The following is a 26,522-nucleotide window of genomic DNA, read 5'->3' on the forward strand; positions in this document are numbered from 1 at the left end:
GAACGATGCCGTTTGTGGCGTGCGACTTGTGCCAGCTTCGCCGACGGACCTTCTTCCATCAACTTTCCGATGAGGAACTGTCCTTCGTCCGCTCCATGAAGCGCGAGCAGACGACGCTCGCCCCCGACGCCGACATTTTGCACACGGGGGAGACGGGAAAGCTCTTCACCCTCTTCGCGGGCTGGGCCTACCGGTACCGCGATTTCCCCGACGGGTCCCGGCAGATCCTGGATTTTCTGCTGCCGGGCGACCTGGTCGGGCTCCAGGCCGCGATCCTGCCCAAGACCCAATACGGCGTGAAGGCGCTGACCGCGGTCAGCCTGTGCGCGCTGGACACGGACATGCTCGACCGGATGCCGGAACGGCTGCCCGACCTGACCCGCGTCCTGCTGCGCTCGCTGATGCAGGACCAGCGGCGCACCGACGGGCAGCTGGCGTTCCTCGGCCGCCGCACCGCGGCCCAGCGCATGGGCTATCTGCTGCTGGAGCTGTTCGACCGGCTGCAACGGGTCGGCATGACCAGTGACAGCTGGTGCCAGTTCCCGCCGCAGCGCCGGCACCTCGCCGACGCCCTGGGCCTGTCCGGGGCGCACGTCAACCGCTCCATGGCGGACCTGCGCGACAGCGGCTTGGCGACCTTGGGAAACAACGTCCTGGTCCTGCTCGACCGCAAGCGGCTGGAAGCCTTCGCCGGCTACAGCGCGGTGGACGAGGGCAACCGCGTCATTCTGTGACGTCCCGCGCCTGAAAAAGCCCGGTGACGTGGTTCAGAAGCTGGGTCTCGGTGAAGGGCTTGGGCAGGAAGGTCCGCGCCCCGGCGGACAGCGCGTCGTCGCGCATCAGATGGCCGGAGATGACCAGGCAGGGCGCGCCCAGCGCCGAGAGCCGGGCGACGAGGTCGAGGCCGTTCGACCCGTCGGCCAGATTGCCGTCGATGATGGCGCCGTCCGGCGTTCGCCGCTCGGTTTCCGCCAGCCCTTCCGCAAGTGTCCGCCCCGTACGCATCAGGGTAAAGCCCGCAACCCCGAGGACAGCCCTGATGCTCTCCAAAACAACAACATCGTCTTCGACGATCAACACATCGAAAGGACGGAAATCCATAAGACTTTGCCTCGGAACTTTTCGCCGTTCGTTCTGCCGGCGCATAGCACCATACGGCCCTGAAATTAGCGATCTTACTTTAGACGTAGGTGGAAAGCTGTTTTGTGCTTCGCCGACACAAATGAAATCGGGTGGCACATATGTTCCGGACAATTGCGGCCGTTCACGATTCCCGCAAAGCGCCGTCCCGGCACCGGTAGGCCGCCGGGCTCTGCCCGACGAGACGGCGAAAATGATGGCGCAGGGTTTCGGGCGCTCCGAACCCGCAGGCCTCGGCGATCTGGTCAACGGTCAGCCGCCCGCCGTCCCGCCCCCGCTCCAGCAGGTCCTTGGCGAGCGCGACGCGCTCGGCGACAATCCAGTCGGTCGGGGTCAGGCCGGTGGCCTCCCGGAACTTGCGGAAGAAGGTCCGCTCGCTCATCGCGGCCATGCGGGCGAGATCCTCCACGCGGTGCGGCTCCGTGATGCGCACGCGCAGGTGGCCGATGACTTGGCTGAGCCGCGCGTCGCGGCTGGCGGGGACCGGCCGCTCGATGACCTGGGCCTGGGCGCCGTCACGGTGGGCCGGCACGACGAGCCGCCGCGCGACCAAGTTGCAGACCGCGGCGCCGTGGTCGCGCCGGACCAGATGCAGCATCATGTCGAGCCCGGCCGCGGATCCCGCGGAGGTGATCACGTCGCCCTCGTCCACATACAGCACGTCGGATTCGACCCGGACGCCCGGGTGCATCGCCCGCAGCCGGTCGGTGTAGCGCCAGTGGGTGGTCGCGCGCCGCCCTTCCAGCAGCCCGGCCGCCGCCAGCACGAAGACGCCGGAGCAGATCGACGCCACGCGGGCCCCGCGCGCGTGGGCGCGCCGCAGCGCCTCGACCAGCGGCCGCGGGACGGGCGCATCCATGCCGCGCCAGCCCGGCACGATGATGGTCCCGGTGCGCTCCAGCGTGTCCAGCCCGTGCGGCGGCGTGACCATCACCCCCGCCGTGGAGCGCAACGGCCCCTCCTCCACCCCGCAGACCGCGAAGTCGTACCAGTCCACCGGCAGCTCCGGCCGCGCGAGGCCGAACACCTCCACGGCGCAGCCGAACTCGAAGGTGCACAGCCCGTCGTAGGCGAGCGCCGCCACGAGATGATCCTTCACGCCGCACCTCCCCCGGTCACATCGGCAGCATCCTGCCAACCTCCAGGCGCCCGGTCCACCGCGACCACTCGAATTGGCGGAATCCTGCCGGTGGATGTCCGGCCCGCCCCTTCCGCCCTACTCCCCGTTCCGGCGAAATCGCGGTCGAAGCCATCACCCGGAGAACCGCTATGACCAACGCCGTCACCGCCGTGCCCGCCGCCTCCTCGGCCGAGGCCGTCGCCCATTTCGAAGCCGAGTTCCGTTTCGAGACAGACTGCTGGGACACCCACAGCGCGCTCGCCTCGGGCCAGCCCGGCTTCCTGCTGCTGGACGTGCGCAGCCCGGCGCTGTTCGCCGCGGGGCACATCCGGGGTGCTGTCAACCTTCCCCACGGCAAGATCACCGCGGGACGGATGGCGGACTGGCCGGCGGACACGCTGTTCGTCACCTACTGCGCCGGCCCGCACTGCAACGGGGCGGCCCGCGGTGCCCTGCGCCTCGCCAAGCTTGGCCGGCCGGTCAAGGTCATGGCCGGCGGCGTGACCGGCTGGCTGGACGAGGGGTTCAACCTCGTCCGGGAGGAGGACCGCGTCGGAATCCAGGAACCCGCGGGATCGGACGGGGTTCTGACCAGCAGGTAACGATATATGGAGTGCGCCGGTGCGGGACACGCCCAGCCCTGAAGCCTCAGCCCTGCGGCTCCTACCCCAGGTGCAGCGGCTGATGGACAGCGCGGAGGCGGGACCGCTCGTCGCCGCCCATGGCCGCGCGCCGGTGTTGAAGGCCGTGCGGGACCTGCTGGAAGACCTGCGCACCCGGCTGCGCGCGGGGGAGGCCGACGCGACCGCGGCCGCCCCGGCGGCGATCCTGGCCGCGGTGGCGGAGCGGCTGGACCGCGACGACGCTCCCCGCCTGCGCCGCGTCATCAACGCGACCGGCATCGTCCTGCACACCAACCTCGGCCGCGCGCCGCTGGCTGCCGAGGTCGCCGCCGCGGTGTCGGAGGCGGCCACCGGCTACCTGAACCTGGAATACGACCTGGAGGGGGGCCGGCGCGGGTCCCGCTACCAGGGCGTCACCGGCCTGCTGTGCGAACTGACGGGGGCGGAGGCGGCGCTGGTCGTCAATAACAACGCCGCCGCCGTCCTGCTCGCCCTCGCCGCCCTGGCCGTACCGGGCGAGACGGTGGTCTCGCGCGGAGAACTGGTGGAGATCGGCGGGTCTTTTCGCGTACCGGACGTCGTCGCGCAGAGCGGCGCCCGGCTGGTGGAAGTCGGCACCACCAACAAGACGCGGATTTCCGACTACGCCCGCGCCATTGGGCCGGACACCCGCGTCCTGATGAAGGTCCATCCCAGCAACTACCGCATCCAGGGCTTCACCGCCGCGCCGGAGCGGGATGAACTGGCCACCCTCGCCCGCTCCCACGGGCTGGTCGCGCTGGAGGATCTGGGCAGCGGCAGCCTGATCGACCTGCGCCGCCTCGGCCTGCCGCCGGAGCCCACGGTGCAGGACTGCCTCGCGGCCGGCATGGATCTGGTCACCTGCAGCGGCGACAAGCTGCTGGGCGGCCCGCAGGCCGGGCTGATCCTCGGGCGGGCGGACCTCGTCGCGCGCCTGGAGGCGCACCCGCTGATGCGCGCCCTGCGCGTCGACCGCATGACCCTGGCGGCTCTGGAAGCGACGCTGAAGCTCTACCGGGACCAGGACCGTGTGGTGGCCCGCGTCCCGGCGCTCGCCATGCTGGCCGCTCCGGTCCCCGTGCTGGAGGACCGCGCCCACCGCCTGCGCGCGCAACTGGCCGACCTGCCGGGGCTGGAGGCGGAGGTTCAGGAGGGGACCGGCTTTGCCGGCGGCGGCTCCCTGCCCGGCGTTGAGCTGCCGACCCGCCTCGTCGCGCTGAACGCGCCGACCATCGAAGCCGGCGACCTCGCCCGCCGCCTGCGCCGCCACCGGCCGGCCGTGGTCGGGCGCGTCAAGGACGGCCGCCTGCTGCTGGACCTGCGGACGGTGGCGGAGTCCGAACTGCCGGAGATCGCCGCCGCCTGCCGCGCGGTGCTGGGATGAACGAGCCCTCCGCCGACCGCACCGCCCAGGATCGCACGGCCGTCATCGGAGTCATCGGCCACGTAGACCACGGCAAGACCGCGCTGGTCGGCGCGTTGACCGGCATGGACACGGATCGCTTGGCGGAGGAAAAGCGCCGCGGCATTTCCATCGCGCTCGGATTCGCCCACCGCGCGGTGCCCGGCGGCACGCTCGCCTTCGTCGACATGCCGGGGCACGAGCGCTTTGTCCGCACCATGGTCGCCGGGGCGACGGGCATCGAGGCGGTCCTGCTGGTCGTCGCCGCCAACGAAGGCGTCAAGCCGCAGACCGTCGAGCATCTGGACATCGCCCGCCTGGTCGGCGTGACGCGCGGCGTGGTCGCCATCAGCAAATGCGACCTCGTGCCCCCGGATGACGCCCACCGCACGGCCGAGGCGGTGCGGCAACGGCTGGCCGGAACCCCGCTGGCCGCCGCACCCGTGGTCTTCACCTCCACCGCCACCGGCCAGGGACTGGACGACCTCACCCGCGCCCTGGCCGGGCTGCTCGCCGACGACGCCCCGTCCCCGCCCTCCCCTGCCTTCTACCTGCCCGTGGACCGGGCCTTTGCGGTGCCCGGCTTCGGTCCTGTGGTGACCGGCACCCTGCGCCGCGGCTCGCTCGGCGTGGGCGACGCCGTGACCGTCTGGCCAAGCGGGGTCGAAGCGCGCGTGCGCGGGCTGCACCGGCATGGCAAGCCGGTGGACTCGGCCGGACCGGGCAGCCGTGTCGCCGTGAACCTGCGGGGCGTGGAACTGGACGATCTCGGTCCTGGTTGCGCCCTGGCAACGCCAGACCTTCTGGAGCCCGCGCGCTGGCTGGGCGTCCGTCTGGAATTGCTGGCGGACGCCGACCGGCCGCTGGAAACCGGTGCCACGGCGCATCTGCTGTTCGGCACGACGGACGTGCCGGCGCGCCTCCGCCTGCTCGACCGCGACCGGCTAGAACCGGGCGAAACCGCGCCGGCACAGCTGCACTGTGCGGTCCCGGTGACCGTCCCCGCGGGGGAGCCCTTCATCCTGCGCACTGGATCCCCGCTGCGGACCGTCGGGGGCGGTCGCATCCTCGACCCGGTGTCTGTCCGGCGGAAACGCTTCGACGCGGCGGCGATCCACCTCCTAGCCGCCCTGGCGGAGGGGCGCTTGGCGGACGCGATTGCCGCACGGTTGGCTGAGGCGGGCAGCCGCGGCCTGAGGATCGGGGATGTCGCCCGGCTGCTCGGCACCACGGCCAACCATGTGGACCCCGCCGCCCGGGGGGCGGAACGCCTGCCACCCGACACGCTGCTCGCGGTGACGGTCTTCCGTGATCTTAAGGACACCCTGTTGACCGCTGTGCGCGATGTCCAGGCAGCCCACCCCACGGAACGCGGCGCTTCCCCTGATCAACTGAAAAACGCGCTGCCACCCGAACTTCCGGAACCGCTGTTTGCAGCTTTGCTGGACCGGCTGGTCACGGAGGGAACGCTGGTCCGCGACGCCGGCCTGCTGCGCCGGCGCGACCTGGAAGCGTCGGCCCTGCTCTCCTCCGCCGACCGCGCGGTGCTGGCGGCCGTCGAGGCGGCCTTCCGGGAGGGTGGCCTGTCGCCCCCGGACGTGGCCGCGGTTGCCGGCCGCGACCAGCGCCGGCACAAGGCCCTGCATTACCTCGCGCGCACCGGCATTCTCGTGCGCACGCTCGACCGGGTGCAGAAGCGCGAGATCGTCTTCCACCGCGACGCCGTCGCGAACGCCGCGTCCCGCGTCACCGACGCGCTGATGGATGCGCCGGAGGGCCTGACCACGGGCGACCTCGGCCGGCTGCTCGGCATCTCCCGCAAGTTCGCGGTTCCCCTACTGGAGCATCTGGACGGGTTGGGCGTGTCCCGGCGCATGGGCGACCGCCGCGTGGCCGCCACCCCGCCGCCCCGAAAGGACAATGGCGCCCCGGCCATCGCGGCCCCATCTCAGGACCGGAGGCGATAAGGGTCTGGTGGCCCTCGCGATCTTCAAAATCGACGGTTCGCCAACAGCGAACGGTGGGTTCGATTCCCATCCGCCTCCGCCATCCCTGTCCGCGCCGAACGTCGCGCAATCCGGTTGAAGGGCTTTACGCCCAGCCCGCCGGAGGCGCCCCTTGCCCGATGTCCATGATTCCCGCCTCGACCACGAAGAACGCGCCGAAGTCCGGGAGCGATCGAACCCGCCCGCCCTGATCCTCCACGAGGCCATTCGCCTGGAGGGCGAGGAGGAGCTGAAGCGCCCGTCCTCCTCTCTGCTGTGGTCGGGGCTGGCGGCCGGGCTGTCCATGGGCTTCTCCATGGTGGGGGAGGCGCTGATGCAGACGCATCTGCCCGACGCCGGATGGCGCCCCCTGCTGGCGAGCTTCGGCTACTGCTTCGGCTTCCTGATCGTCATCCTGGGCCGACAGCAGCTGTTCACCGAGAACACGCTGACCGTCATCCTGCCGCTGCTCCACGGCCGGCGCATGAGCACGCTGCTGCACGTCGCCCGACTGTGGGCGCTGGTGTTCGTCGCGAACATCGTCGGCACCCTGCTGTTCGCAGCGCTGGCCGCCTTCACCCCGGCCTTCAGCCCGGACCTGCACGAGGCCTTCGCGGAGCTTGGCCGCAAGGCCGCCGACGGCGGATTCTGGTCGACGCTGCTGCACGGCGTGCTGGCCGGCTGGCTGATCGCGCTGCTGGTCTGGATCACGCCATCCGTAGGCCAAGCGCGCTTCTTCGTCATCGTGGCCCTGACCTGGCTGATCGCGCTGGGCAAGTTCGCGCACGTCGTCGCCGGGTCGGTCGAGGTTTCCTTCGCGGCCATGACCGGGGTGGTGACCTGGGACGGCTACGCGTTGGGCTTCCTGATCCCCTCGCTCATCGGCAACGTGATCGGGGGCGTGGGCATGGTGGCGCTGATCAACCACGCGCAGGTGAAGCAGGACAAGTAGATCCGCCGTTTTCATCCAGGCCGTTCTCGTCCAGGACCTTGCGCAATTGGTCCCGCGTCTTTTCGATGCGCGTGCGGTGCACGCCGACCAGCGGGTACTCACCGCCGAAGGCGACGCTGAGCGCGGCGTTCACATGCTCCAGCCGGGCCGACGCGCCCTCATCCCCGTTGCGGCGCCGGGCGATCAGCCCTTCGCGCAGGCGCACCAGACAGCGGGAGACCTCGGCCATCGCGTTGTAGACCTCGGCGGGCGGCATCTCTTCCGTCCCGGCGGCCAGGACGCGGTCGAGCACGGCGAGCGCGTCGCCGCACTCGCTTCCCGGCGCCGAGGCTTGCGCCTTCATCGGGCGATCCTTTCCGAAGTGGGCTGGTGGTCCAACGCCGGGCGGGGCTGCGCGAAGCGGAAATAGTCGCGCGGGCGCGTGGCCGACCGGTTGCCGGCGTGCAGCATGGCGGAGCGCAGCGCCATCCCGCCCGCCAGAATCGCCAGCGAGCCAAGCACCGACAGCGCCGCCGACGGGCGCTCCCGCCGGGCGTTGAGGGCGTGACAGACCAGGGGAAGCGCGGCCCCGACGGCGATGGCCCCGATCTTTTCCACGGGCGCCCAGGGCCCCTCCTCCACCGGGCCGGCGACGCCTTCGGCCCTGTACTCCCGTTCCGCCGCGACGGAGGCGACGAGGTCCACCGCGCTGGCGGCCAGGGCGACGCGGTCCAGCGTTTCGGCACTCTCCGGCCGGCCTCCAAGCCGTTCCCCCAGCGACAGGGCCGCCGCGGCCGACGCCATGGCCGAGGCGCCAAAGCGAACCGACAGCAGCCGCGGCGACGCGGCCCACAGCGGCGTGCTGGTGGAGGACAGCAGGGCCGCCGTGTAGACGCTCATCCCCGCCCCGGCGACGGCCGCGGGGACCTGCGCCGCGCGCGCCGCGCCGGTCAGTTCCAGCCAATCCGCCCCCAGAGTCAGCGCGCTGAAGGCGCCGAAGCCGGTCAGGATGTAACTGCCGATGGACATGGGCGAGGTGCGCCGGAAAATGCGCAGCATGTTGTACCAGCGGCTGGGCGTGTGCAGGTCGCCGATCAGCAGCGCCGGGCCAACCACGGCCCCGGCCATGGCGAGCCCGCGGGCGTTGCGCACAAGGTTGCACCGCTCGCGTCCACCGCCGAAGTCCGCCACGGTGCCCAGGATCTGCGCCGACCCCGACAGGCCGGCCAGGAAGATGTAACCGGCGGTCTTCCAGCCGAACGGGCTCGCCTTCAGCGCCGGCCGTCCATAGTAGGTCTCGCCCGCGTAGAGTCGCACGGCGCTGTCCTGCGGCATGGTCGCGTCTCTCCTCAGCGGCGCCGGTCGGCGGCAAACAGGGCGATGGCGGCCAGCGTCAGGCCGGCCATGGTGGCGAGCCCAGCGCCCAGCGCCGGCGCCACCCGGTTGGAGGCGCGCGTCGGCGCGGTCGGCAGGCCGTAGACCTCCGGCCGGTCGGTCAGCAGGAAGAAGGCGTTCAGGTGCCCGAGGTCCCCGGTCGCCCCCGGCTCTCCCGGCGCGCCGTAGAGGTAAGCGTCCGTGGCTCCCTTGCCGTGCAGGTCCTCCACGCGCGCCCTGGCCTTTTCCACCAGAACCGGCACCTCGCCGAACTGGATGGAATCGGTGGGGCAGGACTTGGCGCAGGCTGGCTCCAGCCCGCCCTTCAGGCGGTCGTAGCAGAGCGTGCATTTGTGCGCCTTGCCGTCCACCTCGTTCAGGTCGACCACGCCGAACGGGCAGGCCGGCACGCAGTAGCCGCAGCCGTTGCAGATGTCCTGCTGCACGACCACCGTGTCGAACTCCGTCCGGAACAGGGCGCCGGTCGGGCAGGCCTCCAGGCAGGGGGCGTTGTGGCAGTGCTTGCACACGTCGCTCATCATCAGCCAGTTGGACTGGAAGGGCGCCATCTCCGCGGCGCGCTTCCCGTCCGTGGCGATCTTCTCGACGAAGGCGACATGCCGCCACGTGTTGGCGGACAGCCGGCCGGTGTTGTCGTAGCTGTCGCCGGTCAGCCCGACCTCGTCGGCCGGCAGGGCGTTCCATTCCTTGCAGGCCACCTCGCACGCCTTGCAGCCGATGCACAACGTGGTGTCGGTGAAGAAGCCATAGCTCTTGCCCGGTTCGATCCGGACGCCGGCCGTCAGCTCCGCCTCGTCCGGAATCAGGCCCGGCAGGATCGGCTCGGCGTAGTCCAGCGCGCGGGCGGGAACGCCCATGTCAGCCTCCGTTCTGCGGGCGGTCCAGGCGGCCCTTGCGCAGGTTGCAGGTCAGCGCCTTGTTCTCGTGCATGCCGGTGTTCGGATCACCGACGATGGCGGTGAGCACGTTGGCGATGTCGCCGGTGGCGTAGCCGTTCCAGCCGAAATGCCAGGGCATGCCGATCTGATGGACCAGCCGCCCATCAATTCGGAAAGGCTGGAGCCGTTCCGTCACCAGCGCGCGCGTCTCCACCTCCCCGCGCGGGGTGGACAGAACGACCCAGTCGAGGTTTTCGATGCCCAGTTCCTTCGCCAACTCCGGCGCGATCTCGCTGAATCCCTCCGGCTGCAATTCCGCGGTGGACGCGACGGAGCGGGTCGGCGTGCCGCCGGAATGATGCTCCGTCAGGCGGTAGGTGGTCAGGACGTGCGGATAGCGCGGGTCTTCCGGAACGTGGACCGGGTTGTCCGGCCGGTCCCAGATCTTGGCGGTCGGGTTGTGCTGCTGGCCGTAGAGCGGGTTCCGCACCGGGGATTCCACCGGCTCGTAATGGGTCGGCAGCGGCCCGTCCTTCAGGCCGGAAGGCACGAACAGCGCCCCCCGCCCGTCGGAGATCATGATGAAAGGGTCGGTGCCGCTCAGCGCGTCCATGCCCGCGGGCTCCTTCGACCAGTCCGGGGTGTAGTCCGGCGCCTTCTCGGTGGAGAAGTCCACCTGGTCGTAGCCGTCCCATTCCCCTTTTTCCGCGTCCCACCACGCCAGCTTCTTGCGCTCCGACCAGGGCTTGCCCGCGGGGTCGGCGGAGGCGCGGTTGACCAGCGTGCGCCGGTTGGACGGCCAGGCGAAGCCCCAGCCGAGATGCGTGCCCGGCCCGTCCGGCCCGTCCGGCTTGCGCGACCGTGCCTGGTTGTGGTCGTTCTTCGGGAAGACGCCGGTGTAGATCCAGCAGCCGCAGGCGGTGGTGCCGTCGTCCTTCAAATCCTTGAAGTCCGCGATCTGCTGCCGGTCGGGCCAGGTGTAGCCGTTGATCTCCCGCAGCACCGCCTCCGCGTCCGGCTCCTCCCGCTCGCCTTCGACCGGGTAGTCCCAGGTCAGGTAACGGATCGGCAGGTCCCTGGGGTCGGCGCTGCTGCGGTAAAGCTCCTTCAACCGGCGGCCGAGGTGATAGACGAACCACAGGTCCGACCGGCCGTCGCCCGGCCCGTCCACGACCTTGTCGTGCCACTGGATCAGGCGGTGGGTGTTGGTGAAGGTGCCCGCCTTCTCCCCCGCCAGCGAGGTCGGCAGCAGGAACACCTCCGTCTTGATGTCCTTTGGCGCCAGCTCCCCGGCCTGCACCGGCTTGCCCTTGTACCAGAAGGACGCCGTCTCCGTTTCCGTGAAGTCGGTCACCACCATCCAGTCGAGCTTGCCGAGCGCCTTCTGCACCAGCGCGGCGTTGCTGCCGCCGACCGCCGGATTCTGGCCCAGCAGAAACAGGCCCTTGATCAGCCCGTCCTCGATGGCGAGCGTCATGGGGTTCTGCGAGTGGTCGCCCATGATCTTGGGCAGCCACTCGAAGCCCCAGCCGTTCTCCTTCATCCCCGCCTCGCCGTACCAGGCGCGCAGCAGGCTGACGATGTATTTGGGGAAGTTGTGCCACCACCCCGTCGGCGTCGTCTCGTGGTCGATGTAGTCCTGCAGGCTGTGGTGCGGCTTCAGCCCGTGCGGCTGCGGCAGGTAGCCCGGCAGCAGGTTGTAGAGCGTCGGGATGTCGGTGGAGCCCTGGATGCTGGAATGGCCACGCAGCGCCAGGATGCCGCCGCCGGGCCGCCCGACGTTGCCAAGCAGCAGCTGGATGATCGCCGCGGCCCGGATCATCTGCACGCCCGTGGAATGGTGCGTCCAGCCGACCGCGTAGCAGATCGTCCCCGTCTTCTCCCGGCCGGACGCGCGGGCGAGCGCGTCGGCGACCTTCACGAAGGTCTCCTTCGGGCAGCCGGTCACCCGCTCGACCATCTCCGGCGTGTAAGGTGCGAAGTGGCGCTTCAGGATCTGGTAGACGCAGTTCGGGTGTTGCAGCGTCTCGTCCTTCGGCGTCGGTCCCTGCTGCAAGCGCTTGGTCTGGTCGGAGAAGGACTCCGTCGTGTTGACGAAATGCTCCGCCAGGGAGGACGGCACAAACTCCCCCTTATACTGCCAGCTTTCGTAGCTGTAGGACTTCTTGGCCTCGTCCCAGCCGGAGAATTTGCCGTCGTTCTGGCTCGGATCCTCGAACGCGTCCTCGATGATGGTGGCGAGGTTGGTGTAGTTCAGCGCGTAGTCCTTGAACCACAGGTCGTTTTCCAGGATGTGGCGGATGATTCCGCCAAGGAAGGCGATGTCCGTCCCCGCCCGGATCGGCGCGTGAATGTCCGCGAGCGCGGAGGTCCGCGTGAAGCGCGGGTCGGCGTGGATCAGCGTCGCCCCCTTCTGCTTGGCCTGGAGCGCGAAGCGGAAGGCGATCGGGTGGTTTTCCGCCATGTTGGACCCCATCACCAGGATGCAGTCCGCGTTGGCGAGATCCCACTGGGGCAAAGTGGCCGCCCCTCGGCCGAAGGAGGCGCCCAAACTGGGCACCGAGGAGGAGTGTCAGACCCTGGCCTGGTTTTCGATCCAGACCATGCCGAGCCCGCCGCTGAACAGCTTTTTGATGAGGTAGTTTTCCTCGTTGTCCAGCGTCGCCCCGCCCAGCGAGGCCATGCCCAGCGTGTGGTTCACGACCGTGCCGTCGGGAAGCTTGTGCACGAAGGTCTCGTCGCGGGTTCGCTTCGCCAGATGCGCGATGCGGTCCATCGCCCAGTCCAGCGGCTTTTCCTCCCAGCGGTCGGCATGGGGGGCGCGGTACAGGACTTTGCTCATCCGCAGCTCGCTGGTCAGCCAGCCGAAGGTCGCTGCCCCCTTAGGGCACAGCGTGCCCTGGTTGATCGGGCTGCGCGGGTCGCCCTCCACATGGATCAGCGTCCCGTCCTTGGCGTACATCAGCTGCGCGCAGCCGACCGCGCAGTAGGGACAGATGTTGGTGCCGACCTTGTCCGCCTCCTCCAGCCGCGGGCGCAGCTTGGCGGAGCCGGTGCTTTTGGCCGCGTCGGAATAAGGGCTCTCGCCGCGGAGCTGCCGGGGCAGCGACCAGTCGCGCAGGAAGCCGCGGGCGTGGTCGGCAAGCGTGCGGCGGCGGATCGGCTTCATGGGCGCGTCTCCTCGGCGTATCCAATGTCATGCACGATGGCGGCGATCAGGTCCGGGCGCTCGTCGTAGCGGACGGCGACCCGCGCCCTGGCCCGGACGAGGTCCGGTAGGTCCTGCGGCTCGATCGGCGCGTCGTGCGCCAGCATGAACAGGCGGGCGATCCCCTCGTCGCTGACGAGCTGGAAACGCCCCTCCTGGGCGAGCGTGATGGTTCCCTCGACCGTGCGCATGGTCCCCGGCGGCATCGTGGCATCCGGAGACGTCAACGACGCGCGGCCGGATCGGTTCGCAGGGAATGGAAAATTTACCGTGCCCGGGCGACAACCCGTGGCGTAGGGTCAGCCTGCGCCTGGATCGCGCCGATCACGGCGGCCTGCGGATGGCCGAGGTCATGCAGCGCCCGAACGCAGTCCTCCGCCCGCTCCGAGGGCACGCCGGCCAGCAGCCCGCCGGCGGTCTGTGGGTCGAACAGCAGCGCGGTCCGCGCATCCGGCACAGCGCCGGCCAGCCGCGCCCCGGCGCGGGCGTTTTCCGGATGCAGGGTGCTGGCGACCCCGGCCCCCAACAGTTCCAGTGCCCCCGGAAGCGCCGCGATGGCGCCAAGGTCCAGCGTGGCGTCCACCTCTGAGGCGTCCAGCATCTCCAGCAGGTGGCCGAGCAGCCCGAAACCGGTGACGTCGGTGCAGGCCACGGCGCCATGCTCCACCAGGCAGGCCGCGGCGGGGCCGGAGGACCGCTGCATCGCCTCCAGCGCCGCAGCGACCCAGGGGGCTCGCGCCCTGCCCTGCATCGCCGCCGCCATCACCACCCCGGTGCCCAACGGCTTCGTCAGCACCAGCGCGTCGCCGGGCCTCAAGCCGCCCTTGCGCAGCACGGTCGGACCGGCGATGCCGGTGACGGCAAATCCCAGGCCGGGCTCCGCGGTTTCCGCGCTGTGGCCGCCGACGAGGCGCGCGCCGGCACCCTCCAGCACCTCCAGCCCGCCGCGCAGCATCTGGTACAGGTCGTCCTCCTGGATCGCGCCGCGGGCCGGCGGCAGCCCGGCGATGGCGAGCGCGGTCAGCGGCGTCCCGCCCATGGCGTGGATGTCGCCCAGCGCGTGGGTGGCGGCGATGCGGCCGAAGACATAGGGGTCGTCCACGAAGGCGCGGAAGAAGTCCACCGTCTGCAACAGCGGCCCCTGCGCCGGCAGGGCCACCACCGCCGCGTCGTCCCCAACGCCGGTGGGAGTGCCGGGCAGGTCGAGCCGCTCCAGAACCCGCGCCAGCACGGCGGCTGGCACCTTCGCGCCGCAGCCGCCGCAGCGCATCTCGGCCGGCGGCTGCGAGCGTGGAACCGGGCGCATGGACGTCAGGTCCTGATAGTCGCGCATCCAGCGCCGGTCGATCCACTGCTTCAGCCTCCAGACCCACGCCCCTTCCGCCACCAGCGACCCGCGGGAGGCCACAGCGTAGGCGTCGCCCGCGCCGATCAGCGACAGGAATTGTTTCTGCGGGGTGAAGGGCCTCGGGTCCTGTCCCGCCAGGGTGCGCCGCAGGTTGGCAACCAGCGGCGGCCCCTGCCGCACGGCGAAGACGCCGGCCTTTGGGCGGGGGTGCGGCTGCACCGACGCCACATCGCCGGCCGCGAAGACCAGCGGGTCGTTCAGGGAGCGCAAACCCGCGTCCACGGCGATGAAGCCGCGCTCGTCGAGCACGAGCCCCGTCCCGGCCAGCCAGGGGGCGGCACCGGCCTGGGTTGCCCAGACCACCGCGTCGCAGGCGATCCGCGCGCCGTCCTGGAGGTCCAGCCCGTCGGCGGCCACCGACGCCACCGCGACCTCCTCCCGAAGCTCCACGCCACGCTCCGCCAGCAGGCGCCGGAAGACGCGGGCGACGCCCGGCGGGTGCCCGTCCAGCAGCCGCCCGCGCGTGACCAGCGTGAAGCGGGGCAGCACGGCGGGGCAGCCGTGGCGCAGCGCGCGCTGCATGGACAGCACCACCTCCACCCCCGCCGCCCCGCCGCCGACCATGGCCACGTGCAGCGGTTCCGCCGCGGCGCACAGCCGGTCGGCCAGCCGCTCCCACCGGTCGATCAGCCCGTCAATGGGCTTCAGCGGGATGGCGTGCTCCGCCGCCCCCGGCGTGTCGAGCGTCGGGCGGGAGCCGGTGTCCAGCGACAGCACGTCGTAGCGGAGCGGCGGCCGCCCGCTCAGCAGGACCCGCCGCTCCGCGCGGTCGAGCCCGACCGCCTCCGCGTGGATCAGCCGCGCCCCAGCGAACCGCGCGAGGCGCACGAGGTCGATGTGGCAGTCGTCGCGCTGGTAATGCCCGGCGATGAAGCCGGGGACCATGCCGGAATAGGGGGTCTCCAGGTCGCGGGCGACCAGCGTCAGGCGCACGCCGGGGAGCGGGCGCATGCCGAAGCTCTTCAGCACATGCACATGGGCGTGCCCGCCGCCGACGAGCACGAGATCCTGTTCTATGGGCCCGTCGGTGGGGCTGGTCTGCATCTCGGGTGCCGCTCGGGCCGTTGGGCGACCGGCCCGATGCTCCCGTGTGGAGCTTGGACGCGGCCGGTCCCGGCATAATGCCGCGGGCCGCGCCGGAGTTCCACCGCGCGGGCTTCGCCGAGTCGCCGGTTTCCCGGCCCGGCGCCGGCGCGGCGCCCCGGCAAACCGGAATTTATCCCATTCGGCCAGGAATTTTCTTGCTTCAAGTGGCTTTTGAGCCTTTTCCCGGTCGGTTTGGCCTGGAGAGGCTTGCGCACAGGAAAGCGGCAGAGTACGTCAGAGGCGCCGAGAACCCCAGCGATGCTGCGGGTTTCGAAATGAACAGAGGAGTAGGGAATGACGAAGGCCGACCTCATCGACGCCATCGCCGCCAAGCTGGGCGGCACCAAGGCGGACGCCGGCAAGGCGCTGGACGCCGTGCTCGAGAGCCTGCAGGACGCGCTCGTCAAGGGCGAGACCGTCAAGCTGCCCGGCTTCGGGCAGTTCGAGATCGCCGAGCGCGGTGAGCGCACCGGCCGCAACCCGCAGACCGGCGCGGAAATCAAGATCGCGGCCTCCAAGGCCCCGAAGTTCTCCGCCGGCAAGGCTCTCAAGGACGCCATCAACGGCAAGGCCGACTGACGCCGTCGAGGCAGGCCGACCCGTCGCGCCTGGGGCAGCGGCAACGCTGCCCCTTTGCATTTCTGGGTGGGGCCGTTTCAGGGCACAAGTTTTGTGGACACGGGCGGGGCCCCTCGCCTGTTGACCGGTTGGTGTTGGCGAACCGACCGCAGCAAGGCGATAGCATGAGCAGCAGCATCTTTCGTTGGATCAAGATCGACGGAGCCTGGGAACCGGCCCGCGAGCAGGCGGACGGATCCTTCATGCCGATCGGCGACATCATCCCGCTCCCCGCCCGCGACGTGAAGATCGGGCCGGTCATCGAGCCGCCGCCCCGGAACGCCGACCGCGGTGCCGCGAAGGCAGGCGGCGCGGTGCCCTCCGCCCCCGCGGGACCGGACGACGCACTACCGCCGCCGGACAGCCCCCTGAATCCGGCCTGACTCCGGCCTGACGGGCGCGCTCAGCGGCCGCTGATCAGCTTGCCCACCAGCGACTGGAAATCCCGCTGGAGGTTGTCCATGAAGATTTCGACGGGGTCCGTCGGGGGCGGCGGCTGACGCTGGACGGGCCACGGCTCGACCGGCATTTCGGCGGTTTCCCTGGGGGCGGCCTGGTCGGGGACATACACCCGCTCCGGCGGCCGGGGCGCGTTCCAGGACGGCTCTTCCCGTGCCGTGTTCCACGTCGGGGGTGAGGACTGGGTTGGCCCTGGTCCCCGGGTCGGCCGGGGCTGCGGTTGCGAGCCCATGTCCCGCTTCGGCTTGGCCGGGGGCGCCGCGGGCCGCGGGCTGGGAACCGCCGCGACCTCCTTCCCGCGCGTGGCATCATCTGCCTGTTTGGTGTCTGTCTGTTTGGCGTCGGTCTGCTTGGGCACGACGATCGGCTCACCCGCCGCGGGCGCGCCGCCGACGGAGTTGCGCGCGAAGGCGTCCTTGCACAGGCCGCGCTGGTGGGCACGGTCGAGCGCCTGCCCCTCCAGAAGCCAGCAATCGATCGCCTGCGCCCTGCACACCGTCGCCGCCGCTGCGACCGCCGCCGCGGACAGCGCCAGGATCACCGCGCCGGACCGAAGCGCCTGACGCCCAAAAATCTGTCCCATGTCCGCCTCCCCGGACCCGCCGCCACCCGGGGCGGCCACCCTCATGCAGGGACCTACACGGCGGCAGGGGCCATCATTCCCTGATCATTCGGGGTGCGGTGGATCAGGGGGCATACCCCCCTGGCCCAGGGGACACAGGAGACAGGGGCCGGGTCAGGCCAGTTCGACGCGCAGCGCGAAGGGGCCGCTGTCGCCCTGTTCCGCGACGAACCGCACATCCTCGCCGTCGGCCACGATGTCCAGGCCCGACTGCCGCAGGATCGTGCGGTCGAAATAGACGCCGATGCCGGTCTCGTCGTTCCACGGGTCGATCAGGCCCGATTGGCTGTCGAGATTGTACCAGCGCACCGTCCCGTAGATCATGTCGTCCGGGGAGATCGCCATCAGCGCCGGCGGCAGGCGCTCGACACGGCGCTGCGGTACCTCCCGGACGCCCTGAGGCTTGGCCGGCTTGCCGTCCATTGGCGGCACGGCGGCGGCACGGGTGCGGCGCGCCTTCGGCTCGCGCGGCGGCTTCGGTTCCGCGGGGGCGGCCGGGGTGACCGAGTGGATGGCCGCGACCTGGGGGCCCTTCGGGCTGGGCACGACGTCGCAGACCAGGACGGTCCCTTCCGTCAGCGTCACCTCCCCCAGGGGGGCCAGGACCTTGGAATGCAGAAACGCTTCCCCGCTTCCGTCGGACAAACGAATGAAGCCGAAGCCCTTGTCCGCCTTGTACCACTTCACCGTCGCGGTGACATTCTTCAGTTCGTCGTTCACTCGTTCACTCTGGATGCTCGGTTGTCGGAAGGAAACGAAAGCAACACTGACGGTATTTGCACGGCGATGCAACGCACCCGTCACGCCGCCAGCCCACCGGACGCACCATCGCGCTCCGCGGGCGCCCGGGTGTGCCCCCGGGTGTGACCGGGCGGCGTCACCGGCCCCAGGGGCGAAGAGACGAACAATGCGGCGTCCAACGGTGCATAATCCACCCGGACCGCTTCCTGCAACGACATCATACCGGCGCCGGTGCCGGAATCGAAGAATATCGCGCGAAACGGCGCGCGGGGGATGTGCTGAAAAAACGCCGGCCCGGCCTCTGGGTTCCCAGTCCCGGCTTCCGCTATTTCGGATCGCCCCCTTCGGCACCTCCTTCGGCCACGCTCAGGCGACCGCCGCGGCGCCGGCCCGCGGCAGGACGACGGCGCGCACCGTTGCGGTGCGGCCTCGCACCGGCAGGTCCCGCGCCTCGCCGGAGCCGAGCACCACGCCCGCGCGCCGGACCGTTCCGTCGGACACGACCAGTTCGGCGTCCAGCTCCTTCGCCAGCCCTTCCAGGCGGCTGGCCACATTCACCACGTCCCCGACCGCGGTCAGCGAGGTCGCGGGGCCGTAGCCCATCTCCCCCACGATGGCGACGCCGGCGTGCAGACCCATGGCCAGACGCAGGGGATGACCCAATTCCCGCTGCAGGTTGCCGTTCAGGTCTTCCACCCCCCGTGCGATGGCCGCGGCGGCGGACAGCGCCTGGCGGCAGGCCTGCGTCGGCTCGCTCTCCACGCCGAACAGCGCCATCGCCCCGTCGCCGATGAACTTGTCCACGCGCCCGCCCTCGCGCTCGACGGCGTTGCCGACCATGGCGAAATACTGGTTCAGCAGATAAACCACGTCGAAGGGCAGCTTCTGCTCCGACAAGGCGGTGAAGCCGCGCAGGTCGCAGAACAGCACGGCGATGAAGCGCTCCTCCCCGCTCCACCGCTGCTCGGCCGGCTGTTGGCCCAAAACGTTGGCGCGCAGCAAGGGGATCACCGCCACGTCCGACACCGGGCGGAGTTGGCACGCCAGCCGCACGCCCGGCGGGGCGCCGACCCGCGCGAGCGTCGCGCGCTCTTCCGGCGCGGGTTCCGGCTGGTCGGACAAGCTTCCCAGCAGGCGCACCCGGCAAGTGGAGCAGCGCCCCCGTCCGCCGCACACGGACAGGTGCGGGATGCCGGCCAGCCGGCTGGCCTCCAGGACCGTGAAGCCGCGCGGCACGGCGACGGTCTGGCGGTCCGGGTAGCGGATGCGCACCAGCGTGCGGCGCTGCCGCAGGAAGCGCAAGGTCCGCGCGCCGAGGACCCCGAGAAGGGAGCCCCAGGCCACGCTGTAGGCGGCCCACCACATGGTGCCCATGACCGGGGGCGGCGGCACCATCGGCTTCAGCCCGTTGGTCTCGACCAGCAAGGCGACGTCGCGGCCAGCCTGCGCAAAGCCGATCAGGGCCAGCACGGGCACCATCAGCGCCAGGGCGAACAGGACGGGGAAGGCCCGCGGGTACCAGCGGCGGTGACGCAGCCAGAAATGCAGGCCGATGCAGCCGTGCACCCAGGCGACGACCAGGATGATGGCCTGCCGCAGGCCGTTGGTCGGGACCTCGACCCACATCAGCTGGAGGATGACGTCGTAGGTGTCCTCGAAGCTCGACATCGCCGACCGGACCCGCGTCCCCAGCACGTGGGGAATGAGGAGGAACGGAATGGACAGGCCGAGGACGAGCTGCCACAGGTCCGATCCTGGCATGCGCAGGGTGCGCCGGCGGTACAGCGCCAGCAGCGCCAGGCCGGCGTGGACCAGGAAGGACCCATAGAGGAGCACGGTGCCCGGCACGCTGCGCCAGACGGCGACGAACCAGTCCTGCGCCTGCGCCATCGCTTCGAGCGACACGATGCCCAGGGCATGGTTCAGCAGGTGGGTGGTGAGGAAGGTGAAGATGATCAATCCGGTGGACAGCCGCAGGCCACGCACCGTGACCGGAGCACTCCATCGCAGCCCGCTGGGCCAATCCCCTTCCCTGACCGCCATCGCGCCCCCTTTCCGCCCTCGTGCACGTGCCGGCCACGAAGCGCGCCCGCGTCGCCGATGCCCCACGCTTCAAGCGTCGGTGCTCCCGCGGATGGTTTCAAGGCTCGCTCAACAACCCGTGATCCGGCGCCCGCGATCCGGCCCCCATGATCCGGACAGACCGTGCGGCACGAAAAAGGCCGCCCGAAGGCGGCCCGCAGTCTCTCTCCCTGGACCCTGCAAGAATCCAGGGTCTACCCTTCCAGAGTCGCCCGTCCGTGCGCAACTTGGCGAAACTGTCTATGCCGGCCCTGCCTGGCAGCCCGGAATGGGCCCAGGGGCTTGGGGCTCATTGTTCGCCACGTCAATGGTAAGTGACTCAAACTCTTGATGTGGCTGTAATTTTTTGGTCTTTCAGCCTTGCGAGCTTTGCGCATCTGGTATTTGGTATACCAGAATATAGTCACCCCATCAGATCGATGGAGGACATCATGACGACCACGACCTTCTCCCCCGCCGGCGCCTCGCACCAGCCGTCCACCGCCGTCCAGGCGATCCTCGGCTTCGCGGTCTCCTGGTTCAAGGCGACTCCGGTCTACATCGTCTACAGCGCGCTGGCCCGCTGAAACCAGACCGGACCAACCCTCCGGGGCCTGATCATCCGGGCGCACGCATCCCCGGCCGGGCCGGCCGCCGCTTTGGCGACAGCCTAGTCCCTTGCCCAACCCCAGGGATGACGTGAAACAGCGATGAACCGAAAAACGGGCTGCGCCTTCGGCGCGGCCTGTTTTCGTTTGGCGGACCCGCCGTCCTACCGAGCGGCGGCGCCCCGTCAGCCGGTGGTGAGCTTGTCGACGAAGCGGTCGACCTGGGACTGCACCGCGTGCAGGCTCTCCTCCAGGCTGCGGATGTCCCGGTGCAGGCCGGCCGCGGATTCCCCGTTGCGGCGGGCCGAATGGGCGACACCCTGCACGTTCTCGCGCAGTTGCTGGGTGCCATGGGCGGCCTGCTGCACGGCGCGGCTGATCTGGGTGGTCGCAGAGTTCTGCTGCTCCACCGCCGTCGCGATGGAGGCGCTGATCTCCGACAGGGTGCCGATCACCTTGGCAATCCCGCCGATCTCGCCCGCCGCGTCGCCGGTGGAGGCCTGGATCGCGTTGATGAGCGCGGAGATCTCCTCCGTCGCCTTGGCGGTCTGCCCTGCGAGGTTCTTCACTTCGGTGGCGACCACCGCGAAGCCTTTTCCGGCCTCGCCCGCACGCGCCGCCTCGATGGTGGCGTTCAGCGCCAGCAGGTTCGTCTGGCCGGCGATGGACGTGATCAGGGTCAGCACGTCGCCGATCCGGTTAGAGTCCTCCACCAGCTTGTTCATCAGGCCGACCGTGCCGCTGACCCGGCGGCTCGCCCCGTCGGACACGCCGTGCGAGTTCTGCGCCTGGGCCGCGATCTCGCGGATGGAGGCGGCCAGCTGCTCCACGGCGGCGGCCACGGTTTCCACGTTGCCGCTGACGTCGTCCGCCACGCTGGCGACGCCGCTGCTGAGCGACGCGTTCTCGCTGGCGCTGGTGGCGACTTCGCCCACGGCGCCGCTCATCGCCTCCGCGGTGCGGTTCACGGTGGACAGGAGCTGCCCGACGTCGGTGTCGAAGGTTTCCGCAACGGCCGCCAGGGCGGCGCGGCGCTGCCGGTCCGTCTCGGCGGCGTGGCCGGCCTGTTCGGCCTCCAGACGCGCCTTGGCGATGGCATTCTCGCGGAAGGTCTGCACGGCCGCCGCCATGCGCCCCACCTCGTCGCGTCGGCCGAGCGCCGGCACTTCGACGTCGGTGCGGCCGGAGGCCAGATCGCTCATCACGGCCGTTATGCGCACGATGGGCCCCGTGACGCCGCGCACGATGGTGAGCAGCACGCCGCAGACGACCAGCAGGATCAGGGCGCAGACGCCGGCGATGACGAGCGTGGTGCTTCGGATCTCGTCGTAGACGCGCTGGGTGGACAGCCCGACCTCGATGGTGCCGATCTCCGTCAGCTTGGCCCCGGTGCCGCGGGTGATCGGCGCGGTGCGCAGGATGATCGTGTCGTCGGAGGCGACCGGCGGCTTGCCATGGGCGGCGAAGACCTTGCCGTCCTTGCCGCGGATCGTGCTGCCCGAATAGTCGGGATCGGCCGCGAGTGCCGCGAGCATGGAGTTCGCCACGCCGGTGTCCAGGTTCCACAGAACCTCCGCCGCACCGCCGGACAGCACCGTGGTGGTCATCTGCGCACGCGCCGCCAAGGCATCGCGGGCCGTGGCCATGTTCATGTAGACGGCGCCGAGCATGGAAGCGAAGGCGATCACACCCAGCAGGCCGGCAATGGGCACCACCACCCGGGCGATCAAGCTCCGACTGTACAGGTCGAACATTCCCTATCCCTTCGAAAGCAAACCGTCTGCGAACGCCAATACCCGCGCAAATGCTTGCGCGGACGCAGACTCCCCCGATGAACTTTGGTGGTATAACTCTTCGCTCGAATGTCGGTCAAATTGATTCGGCGTCGCTCTTTGCGACCATTTGGTCGCATTGCTGGAGTCGATAATATTTCTTTATGCGCATTCGCGGCGACCGCTCGCGATGAAGGCGATCGGGCGGCTACTATTACGTACAACAATGAAAAGCATGTTTGGCAGCCCGGTGCCGCAGCCGGGCATTACAGGTAACGCAGCAGCAGCCGCGCAGCCGCGTCGCGCAGCATCACCGGCAGGCTCCGCGCGTCGAGGTCGTCCAGCGAAACCAGCCGGCAGCGGCCGGTGTCGATCGCGGCGTCCACCAGCGCGGCGAAGACGTCGCCGTAGACCTCCAGGTCCAGCTCGAAGTTCAGCCGCAGGCTGCGCACGTCCCAATTGGCGCTGCCGACCAGCGCCCAGCAGCCGTCCACCGTCATCAGCTTGGCGTGCACGAAGGGCGGCGGCGCCAGCCAGATCCGGCAGCCGGCGGCGGCCAGCGGGCGGATCTGCACCGGCACGGCCCAATCCAGGACACGGTGGTTCCCCTTGGCAGGGATCACGACGTCGACCGCGATGCCGCGCAGCGCCGCCATCTCCAACGCGCTGCACAGCCGGTCGTCGGGGAGGAAATAGGGGGTGGCGATGCGGATCGACCGGCGTGCCACGGCGATGGCGTTCAGCAGCGTGTATTCGAGCTTCTCGATGTCCTGGTCCGGGCCGGAGGTGACGACCCGCGCCGACGTGTCGCCCACCGGGGACAGAACCGGGAACCAGTCCGGCCCGGACAGGCCCTCACCCGCGACGAATTGCCAGTCCTCCGCGAAGGCCTCCATCAGCTGGGCGACGACCGGCCCCTCGATGCGGAAATGGGTGTCGCGCACGGGGTGCCGGGGGGAGTCGGCGAGCAGGTTCTCCGCCCCGATGTTCAGCCCGCCGGTGAAGCCGACCCGACCATCGACGACCAGGATTTTCTTGTGGTTGCGCAGGTTCAGGAAGGGCATGCGCCAGGGCAGCGGCGAATGGAGGAAGCGCGCCGCCGGGACGCCCGCGTCGCGCAGCCGGTGGTAGGCCGGAGACAGCAGGTAGCCGCCGCCGATGCCGTCGATCAGCACCCGCACCTCGACCCCGCGTTTCCGGGCCGCGGCCAGGGCCTCAATGAAGCGCAGGCCGGCGGCGTCGGCGCGGAAAATGTAGCTCGACAGGGCGATGCTGGTGCGCGCCTGTCCGATCGCCTCCAGCATCAGGGGATAAGCGCCGTCCCCGGCCGACAGCATCTCCAGCCGGTTGCCGGACTCGATGCCACGGCCGGTGATCCGCTCCACGGCCAGGGCCAGCCCCTGGAACGGGACCGCGGCGGCGCTTCCGCCCGACCGCGTGCGCAGGAAGGGCCGCCGCAGGCTCTGCGCGCGGGCGTGCACGCGGTTGATGCCGAAGGTGACGTACAGGACGCTCCCGGCAATCGGCGACAGCCAAGCCAGGCCGATCCAGCCGATCGCCGACGCGACGTCCCGCTTCTTCAGCAGGGCGTGGACGGTCACCCACACCGCCGTTCCGATGTGCAGGACCGTCAAAAGATAGGGGATCGCGTCCTGCATCCGCATCAAGGCCGTCTATTCCGCCGCACCACTGTCCGGGAGATAGTGTTCGCGGTAACGGTCGCGCAACGCCATCTTCAGCAGCTTGCCCGTTGCGGTGTGCGGCAACTCCTCCACGATCACGGCGCCGTCGGGGATCCACCATTTCGCCACCTTGCCCTCGAAATGGCGCAGCAGTTCCTCCGGTTCTGGACGGCAGCCTGGCTTCGGCACGACGATCAGCAGCGGCCGCTCGTCCCAGACCGGGTGGTGGGAGGCGACGACCGCGGCCTCCGCCACGTCAGGGTGGGCGACGGCGATATTCTCCAGCGCGATGGAGCTGATCCACTCCCCACCCGACTTGATGACGTCCTTGGACCGGTCGGTGATCTCCATGTAGCCGTCGGCGTCGATGGTCGCGACGTCGCCGGTGCGGAACCAGCCCTCCTCGTCGTGGGACAGGCCATCCGGCTCCTCCCGGAAATAGGCGCTGCACACCCAGGGACCCCGGACATACAGGTCGCCGAAGCTGGTTCCGTCCCAGGGCAGCTCCCGCCCGTCGGCGCCGACGATCTTCATGTCCACGCCGAACACCGCGCGCCCCTGCTTCATGCGCCGGCGCATGCCCTCCTCGCCCTCGACGTCCGCGTTGGTTGCCTTGGGAGCGTTAAAGGTGCCGACCGGGCTCATCTCCGTCATGCCCCAGGCGTGGTCGACGCGGACGCCGTACTCGTCGCTAAAGGCCTCCATCAGCATGCGCGGGCAGGCGGAACCGCCGATCACCAGCCGCTCCACCGTGTCCAGACGGGCGCCGCTGGTCCGCAGGTGCTGAAGCAGGCCCATCCAGATGGTCGGCACGCCGGCCGCGAAGGTCACCCGCTCCTCGTTCATCAGGGTTTGCAGGGGCTCGCCGGCCAGGTGCGGACCGGGGAAGACCAGTGGCGCGCCGATCATCGGCGCGGCGTAGGGGATGCCCCAGGCGTTGACGTGGAACATCGGCACTACCGGCATGACGCGGTCGGCCGCGCGCAGCCCCATGACGTCCGGCAGGGCGATGGTCATGGCGTGCAGGACGGTGGAGCGGTGGCTGTACAGCACCCCCCGCGGCTGCCCCGTCGTGCCGGAGGTATAGCAGAGCGCGCTCGCCGTGGTCTCGTCGAACTCCGGCCACTCGTAATCCTCGTCGGCCGCGGCCATGAGGTCCTCAAAGCAATGGAGCGCCATGCCCGCAGGCAGCGACAGCTCCGGCAGGTGGGCGGCGTCGGTCATCATCACCACGGCCCCGACGCTGCCGGCGATGCGCGGGGCCAACGTCTCGACCAGTTTGGCGAAGCTGGTGTCGGCGAAGAGGACACGGTCCCCCGCGTGGTTGATGATGTAGGCGATCTGGTCGGGAAACAGGCGCGGGTTGATGGTGTGGCCGATGGCGCCCATGCCGGCGGTCGCGTAATACAGCTCGAAATGCCGGAAGCCGTTCCAGGCGAGCGTCCCGACGCGGTCCTGTTGCCCCACTCCCAGCCGCTGCAGCGCCCGCACCAGCCGCCGGGCGCGCCGTTCGGCGTCGGCATAGCTGTAGCGGTGGACCGGCCCCTCCACCGTCTTCGACACGACCTCCGCGGTCGCGTGGTGCCGGGCGGCGTGGGTGATCAGCGACGACACCAGCCGCGGGCGCTGCTGCATCAATCCGAACATGGTGTTTTCCCCCTGTTGGGCGGCCATTCTTGTGTGGTGCGGCCGCTCGCGTTGCGGATTTCCTCATGCCCATTCGTTAAATGTGGATGGTGGCGAAAATCAGCCTGTCCTGCAATGAGCGATATCCCCTCCTGGCAGTGGTCCGCGCCGACGCGCGAACGACCTTTCATAAACAGGCCTTTCATAAACGGGCCTTTCATAAACGGGATGTCTGGAAGGAGTCGGCCGTGAAGGAGATGAGCGAGGATCACTACGCCATCCTGCGCCGGCACATGGTGGAGGTGATCGCCATCCAGGCGGAGCTGGCCTGCGACGAGATCGGCAAGGCGGCGCTCGACGGGCGCGTCATGGCCGCCATGCGCGGCGTGCCACGGCACCTGTTCGTTCCGGCGCAGCTTGCCGGCTACGCCTACCACAACATGCCGCTGCCGATCGGCTTTGACAAAACCATCTCCCAACCCTTCATCGTCGCTTTGATGACCGACCTGCTGGACGTCCGGCCGGACGACGCGGTGCTGGAGGTCGGGACCGGGCTCGGCTATCAGGCGGCGGTGCTGGGGAGCTTGGTCCGCCAGGTCTGGACCGTGGAGGTGGTGGAGGAATTCGCGGCCGCCGCCGAGGCGCTGTTCCAGAAGCTGGGCTACATAAACATCGGCGTGCGTGTCGGCGACGGGTCCCGCGGCTGGGCCGAGCACGCGCCCTTCGAACGGATCATCGTCACCGCGGCGGCCGAACGGGTGCCGCCAGCCTTGGCCGAGCAGCTGAAGCCCGGCGGCCGGATCGTGCTGCCGATGGGCGGGGCCGGCGCGCAGACGCTGACCGTCGGGGACAAGGACGCGCAGGGCCGCCTGTCGCTGCGACCGGTGATCCCGGTCCGCTTCACGCAGCTCGAAACCGTGCAATGACAGACCGTCGGACGCGCGGGGGCACAACCGCAGGGGACTTTCCTTCGATATCGAAGGACTCCCCACGCGATAGCTGCACTACATCACGGAATCAATTACGAATAGTTAACGAGGCTGATCGGATATGCTGCTTTGTTACTTGCGTTTTTAGTTGCTGTTGAGCAGGCTTCCCGGAACATAAAATAACAATCCGCCGGGAAGAAGAAGGAT

Annotated in this window: 23 protein-coding genes and 1 tRNA gene; 10 read left to right on the forward strand and 14 right to left on the reverse strand. The window is 69.9% G+C overall.

The genetic code is table 11. From position 1 onward, the window contains the following. Positions 1 to 14 precede the first annotated feature (14 nt). Positions 15 to 734 (forward strand): Crp/Fnr family transcriptional regulator, encoded by a 720-nt coding sequence (locus M2351_RS24350; RefSeq protein WP_264658638.1) that lies wholly within the window; start codon positions 15 to 17, stop codon positions 732 to 734. On the opposite strand, the gene M2351_RS24355 is transcribed toward M2351_RS24350, so the two are convergent. After that, complete coding sequence (locus M2351_RS24355; RefSeq protein WP_264658639.1) at positions 724 to 1,101, reverse strand: response regulator; 378 nt, start codon at positions 1,099 to 1,101, stop codon at positions 724 to 726. The genes M2351_RS24350 and M2351_RS24355 overlap by 11 nt on opposite strands. Positions 1,102 to 1,264: 163 nt before the next feature. Then, complete coding sequence (ftrA, locus tag M2351_RS24360) at positions 1,265 to 2,239, reverse strand: transcriptional regulator FtrA (RefSeq protein ID WP_264658640.1); 975 nt, start codon at positions 2,237 to 2,239, stop codon at positions 1,265 to 1,267. Positions 2,240 to 2,409: 170 nt separating this feature from the next. Between ftrA and M2351_RS24365 the strand changes: the two genes are divergently transcribed. From M2351_RS24365 to M2351_RS24385, 5 genes are all read left to right on the forward strand, one after another. Beyond that, positions 2,410 to 2,862, forward strand: a complete 453-nt coding sequence (locus tag M2351_RS24365) for a rhodanese-like domain-containing protein (RefSeq protein WP_264658641.1) — start codon at positions 2,410 to 2,412, stop codon at positions 2,860 to 2,862. Positions 2,863 to 2,881: 19 nt separating this feature from the next. Then, positions 2,882 to 4,288, forward strand: a complete 1,407-nt coding sequence (selA, locus tag M2351_RS24370) for an L-seryl-tRNA(Sec) selenium transferase (RefSeq protein WP_264658642.1) — start codon at positions 2,882 to 2,884, stop codon at positions 4,286 to 4,288. Next, positions 4,285 to 6,273, forward strand: coding sequence for a selenocysteine-specific translation elongation factor (selB, locus tag M2351_RS24375; RefSeq protein ID WP_264658643.1), 1,989 nt, complete (start codon positions 4,285 to 4,287; stop codon positions 6,271 to 6,273). The genes selA and selB overlap by 4 nt, the downstream gene beginning before the upstream one ends. Continuing rightward, positions 6,263 to 6,355: transfer RNA gene (locus tag M2351_RS24380), tRNA-Sec, on the forward strand. Before selB ends, M2351_RS24380 begins: the two co-directional genes overlap by 11 nt. A gap of 69 nt (positions 6,356 to 6,424) precedes the next feature. Next, positions 6,425 to 7,243 carry a formate/nitrite transporter family protein gene (locus M2351_RS24385; RefSeq protein ID WP_264658644.1) on the forward strand — a complete coding sequence of 273 codons (819 nt, stop codon included), beginning with the start codon at positions 6,425 to 6,427 and terminating at the stop codon, positions 7,241 to 7,243. Here M2351_RS24385 and M2351_RS24390 read toward each other — a convergent pair. Genes M2351_RS24390 through selD form a run of 6 tightly spaced genes read right to left on the reverse strand, consistent with a single transcriptional unit; the run spans position 7,212 to position 15,155 of the window. Next, entirely contained in the window at positions 7,212 to 7,586 is a 375-nt protein-coding gene (locus tag M2351_RS24390; protein ID WP_264658645.1) for a hypothetical protein, read from the reverse strand. The two genes, M2351_RS24385 and M2351_RS24390, sit on opposite strands and share 32 nt — an antisense overlap. Continuing rightward, positions 7,583 to 8,557 (reverse strand): NrfD/PsrC family molybdoenzyme membrane anchor subunit, encoded by a 975-nt coding sequence (gene nrfD / locus M2351_RS24395; RefSeq protein WP_264658646.1) that lies wholly within the window; start codon positions 8,555 to 8,557, stop codon positions 7,583 to 7,585. The genes M2351_RS24390 and nrfD overlap by 4 nt, the downstream gene beginning before the upstream one ends. Positions 8,558 to 8,571: 14 nt before the next feature. After that, positions 8,572 to 9,474 carry a 4Fe-4S dicluster domain-containing protein gene (locus M2351_RS24400; protein WP_264658647.1) on the reverse strand — a complete coding sequence of 301 codons (903 nt, stop codon included), beginning with the start codon at positions 9,472 to 9,474 and terminating at the stop codon, positions 8,572 to 8,574. Position 9,475: 1 nt separating this feature from the next. Beyond that, positions 9,476 to 12,664: a formate dehydrogenase gene (gene fdh, locus M2351_RS24405; protein ID WP_319801919.1), complete on the reverse strand. Its 3,189-nt coding sequence runs from the start codon at positions 12,662 to 12,664 to the stop codon at positions 9,476 to 9,478. Beyond that, entirely contained in the window at positions 12,661 to 12,909 is a 249-nt protein-coding gene (locus M2351_RS24415) for a hypothetical protein (RefSeq protein WP_264658650.1), read from the reverse strand. Before M2351_RS24415 ends, fdh begins: the two co-directional genes overlap by 4 nt. Before the next feature lie 59 nt (positions 12,910 to 12,968). Then, positions 12,969 to 15,155 (reverse strand): selenide, water dikinase SelD, encoded by a 2,187-nt coding sequence (gene selD / locus M2351_RS24420; protein ID WP_264658651.1) that lies wholly within the window; start codon positions 15,153 to 15,155, stop codon positions 12,969 to 12,971. Between the two features lie 336 nt (positions 15,156 to 15,491). Between selD and M2351_RS24425 the strand changes: the two genes are divergently transcribed. Then, a complete protein-coding gene (locus M2351_RS24425) occupies positions 15,492 to 15,776 on the forward strand; it encodes an HU family DNA-binding protein (protein WP_209766651.1) in 285 nt (94 codons plus the stop codon). 164 nt (positions 15,777 to 15,940) lie between these two features. After that, a complete protein-coding gene (locus M2351_RS24430) occupies positions 15,941 to 16,198 on the forward strand; it encodes a hypothetical protein (protein ID WP_264658652.1) in 258 nt (85 codons plus the stop codon). Positions 16,199 to 16,218: 20 nt separating this feature from the next. Here the strand turns inward: M2351_RS24430 and M2351_RS24435 are convergent, their stop codons facing one another. The 3 genes from M2351_RS24435 to M2351_RS24445 form a co-directional block, all read right to left on the reverse strand. Next, complete coding sequence (locus M2351_RS24435) at positions 16,219 to 16,857, reverse strand: hypothetical protein (protein ID WP_264658653.1); 639 nt, start codon at positions 16,855 to 16,857, stop codon at positions 16,219 to 16,221. A 153-nt stretch (positions 16,858 to 17,010) separates the two neighbouring features. Next, positions 17,011 to 17,616 carry a cold-shock protein gene (locus tag M2351_RS24440; protein ID WP_264658654.1) on the reverse strand — a complete coding sequence of 202 codons (606 nt, stop codon included), beginning with the start codon at positions 17,614 to 17,616 and terminating at the stop codon, positions 17,011 to 17,013. Between the two features lie 387 nt (positions 17,617 to 18,003). After that, positions 18,004 to 19,680: an adenylate/guanylate cyclase domain-containing protein gene (locus M2351_RS24445; RefSeq protein WP_264658655.1), complete on the reverse strand. Its 1,677-nt coding sequence runs from the start codon at positions 19,678 to 19,680 to the stop codon at positions 18,004 to 18,006. A gap of 470 nt (positions 19,681 to 20,150) precedes the next feature. Here M2351_RS24445 and M2351_RS24450 point away from each other — a divergent pair, with 470 nt between their 5' ends. Then, entirely contained in the window at positions 20,151 to 20,285 is a 135-nt protein-coding gene (locus M2351_RS24450; protein ID WP_264658656.1) for a hypothetical protein, read from the forward strand. A 206-nt stretch (positions 20,286 to 20,491) separates the two neighbouring features. On the opposite strand, the gene M2351_RS24455 is transcribed toward M2351_RS24450, so the two are convergent. From M2351_RS24455 to M2351_RS24465, 3 genes are all read right to left on the reverse strand, one after another. Beyond that, positions 20,492 to 22,060 carry a methyl-accepting chemotaxis protein gene (locus M2351_RS24455; RefSeq protein ID WP_264658657.1) on the reverse strand — a complete coding sequence of 523 codons (1,569 nt, stop codon included), beginning with the start codon at positions 22,058 to 22,060 and terminating at the stop codon, positions 20,492 to 20,494. A 284-nt stretch (positions 22,061 to 22,344) separates the two neighbouring features. After that, positions 22,345 to 23,742, reverse strand: coding sequence for a phospholipase D-like domain-containing protein (locus M2351_RS24460; protein ID WP_264658658.1), 1,398 nt, complete (start codon positions 23,740 to 23,742; stop codon positions 22,345 to 22,347). A gap of 9 nt (positions 23,743 to 23,751) precedes the next feature. Beyond that, complete coding sequence (locus M2351_RS24465) at positions 23,752 to 25,407, reverse strand: 3-(methylthio)propionyl-CoA ligase (protein WP_264658659.1); 1,656 nt, start codon at positions 25,405 to 25,407, stop codon at positions 23,752 to 23,754. A gap of 236 nt (positions 25,408 to 25,643) precedes the next feature. On the opposite strand from M2351_RS24465, the gene M2351_RS24470 reads away from it, so the two are divergent. Continuing rightward, entirely contained in the window at positions 25,644 to 26,312 is a 669-nt protein-coding gene (locus M2351_RS24470) for a protein-L-isoaspartate(D-aspartate) O-methyltransferase (protein ID WP_264658705.1), read from the forward strand. The last annotated feature ends 210 nt before the right edge of the window (positions 26,313 to 26,522 follow it).

The sequence above is a fragment of the Azospirillum canadense genome, from assembly GCF_025961225.1.
GTDB lineage: Bacteria > Pseudomonadota > Alphaproteobacteria > Azospirillales > Azospirillaceae > Azospirillum > Azospirillum canadense.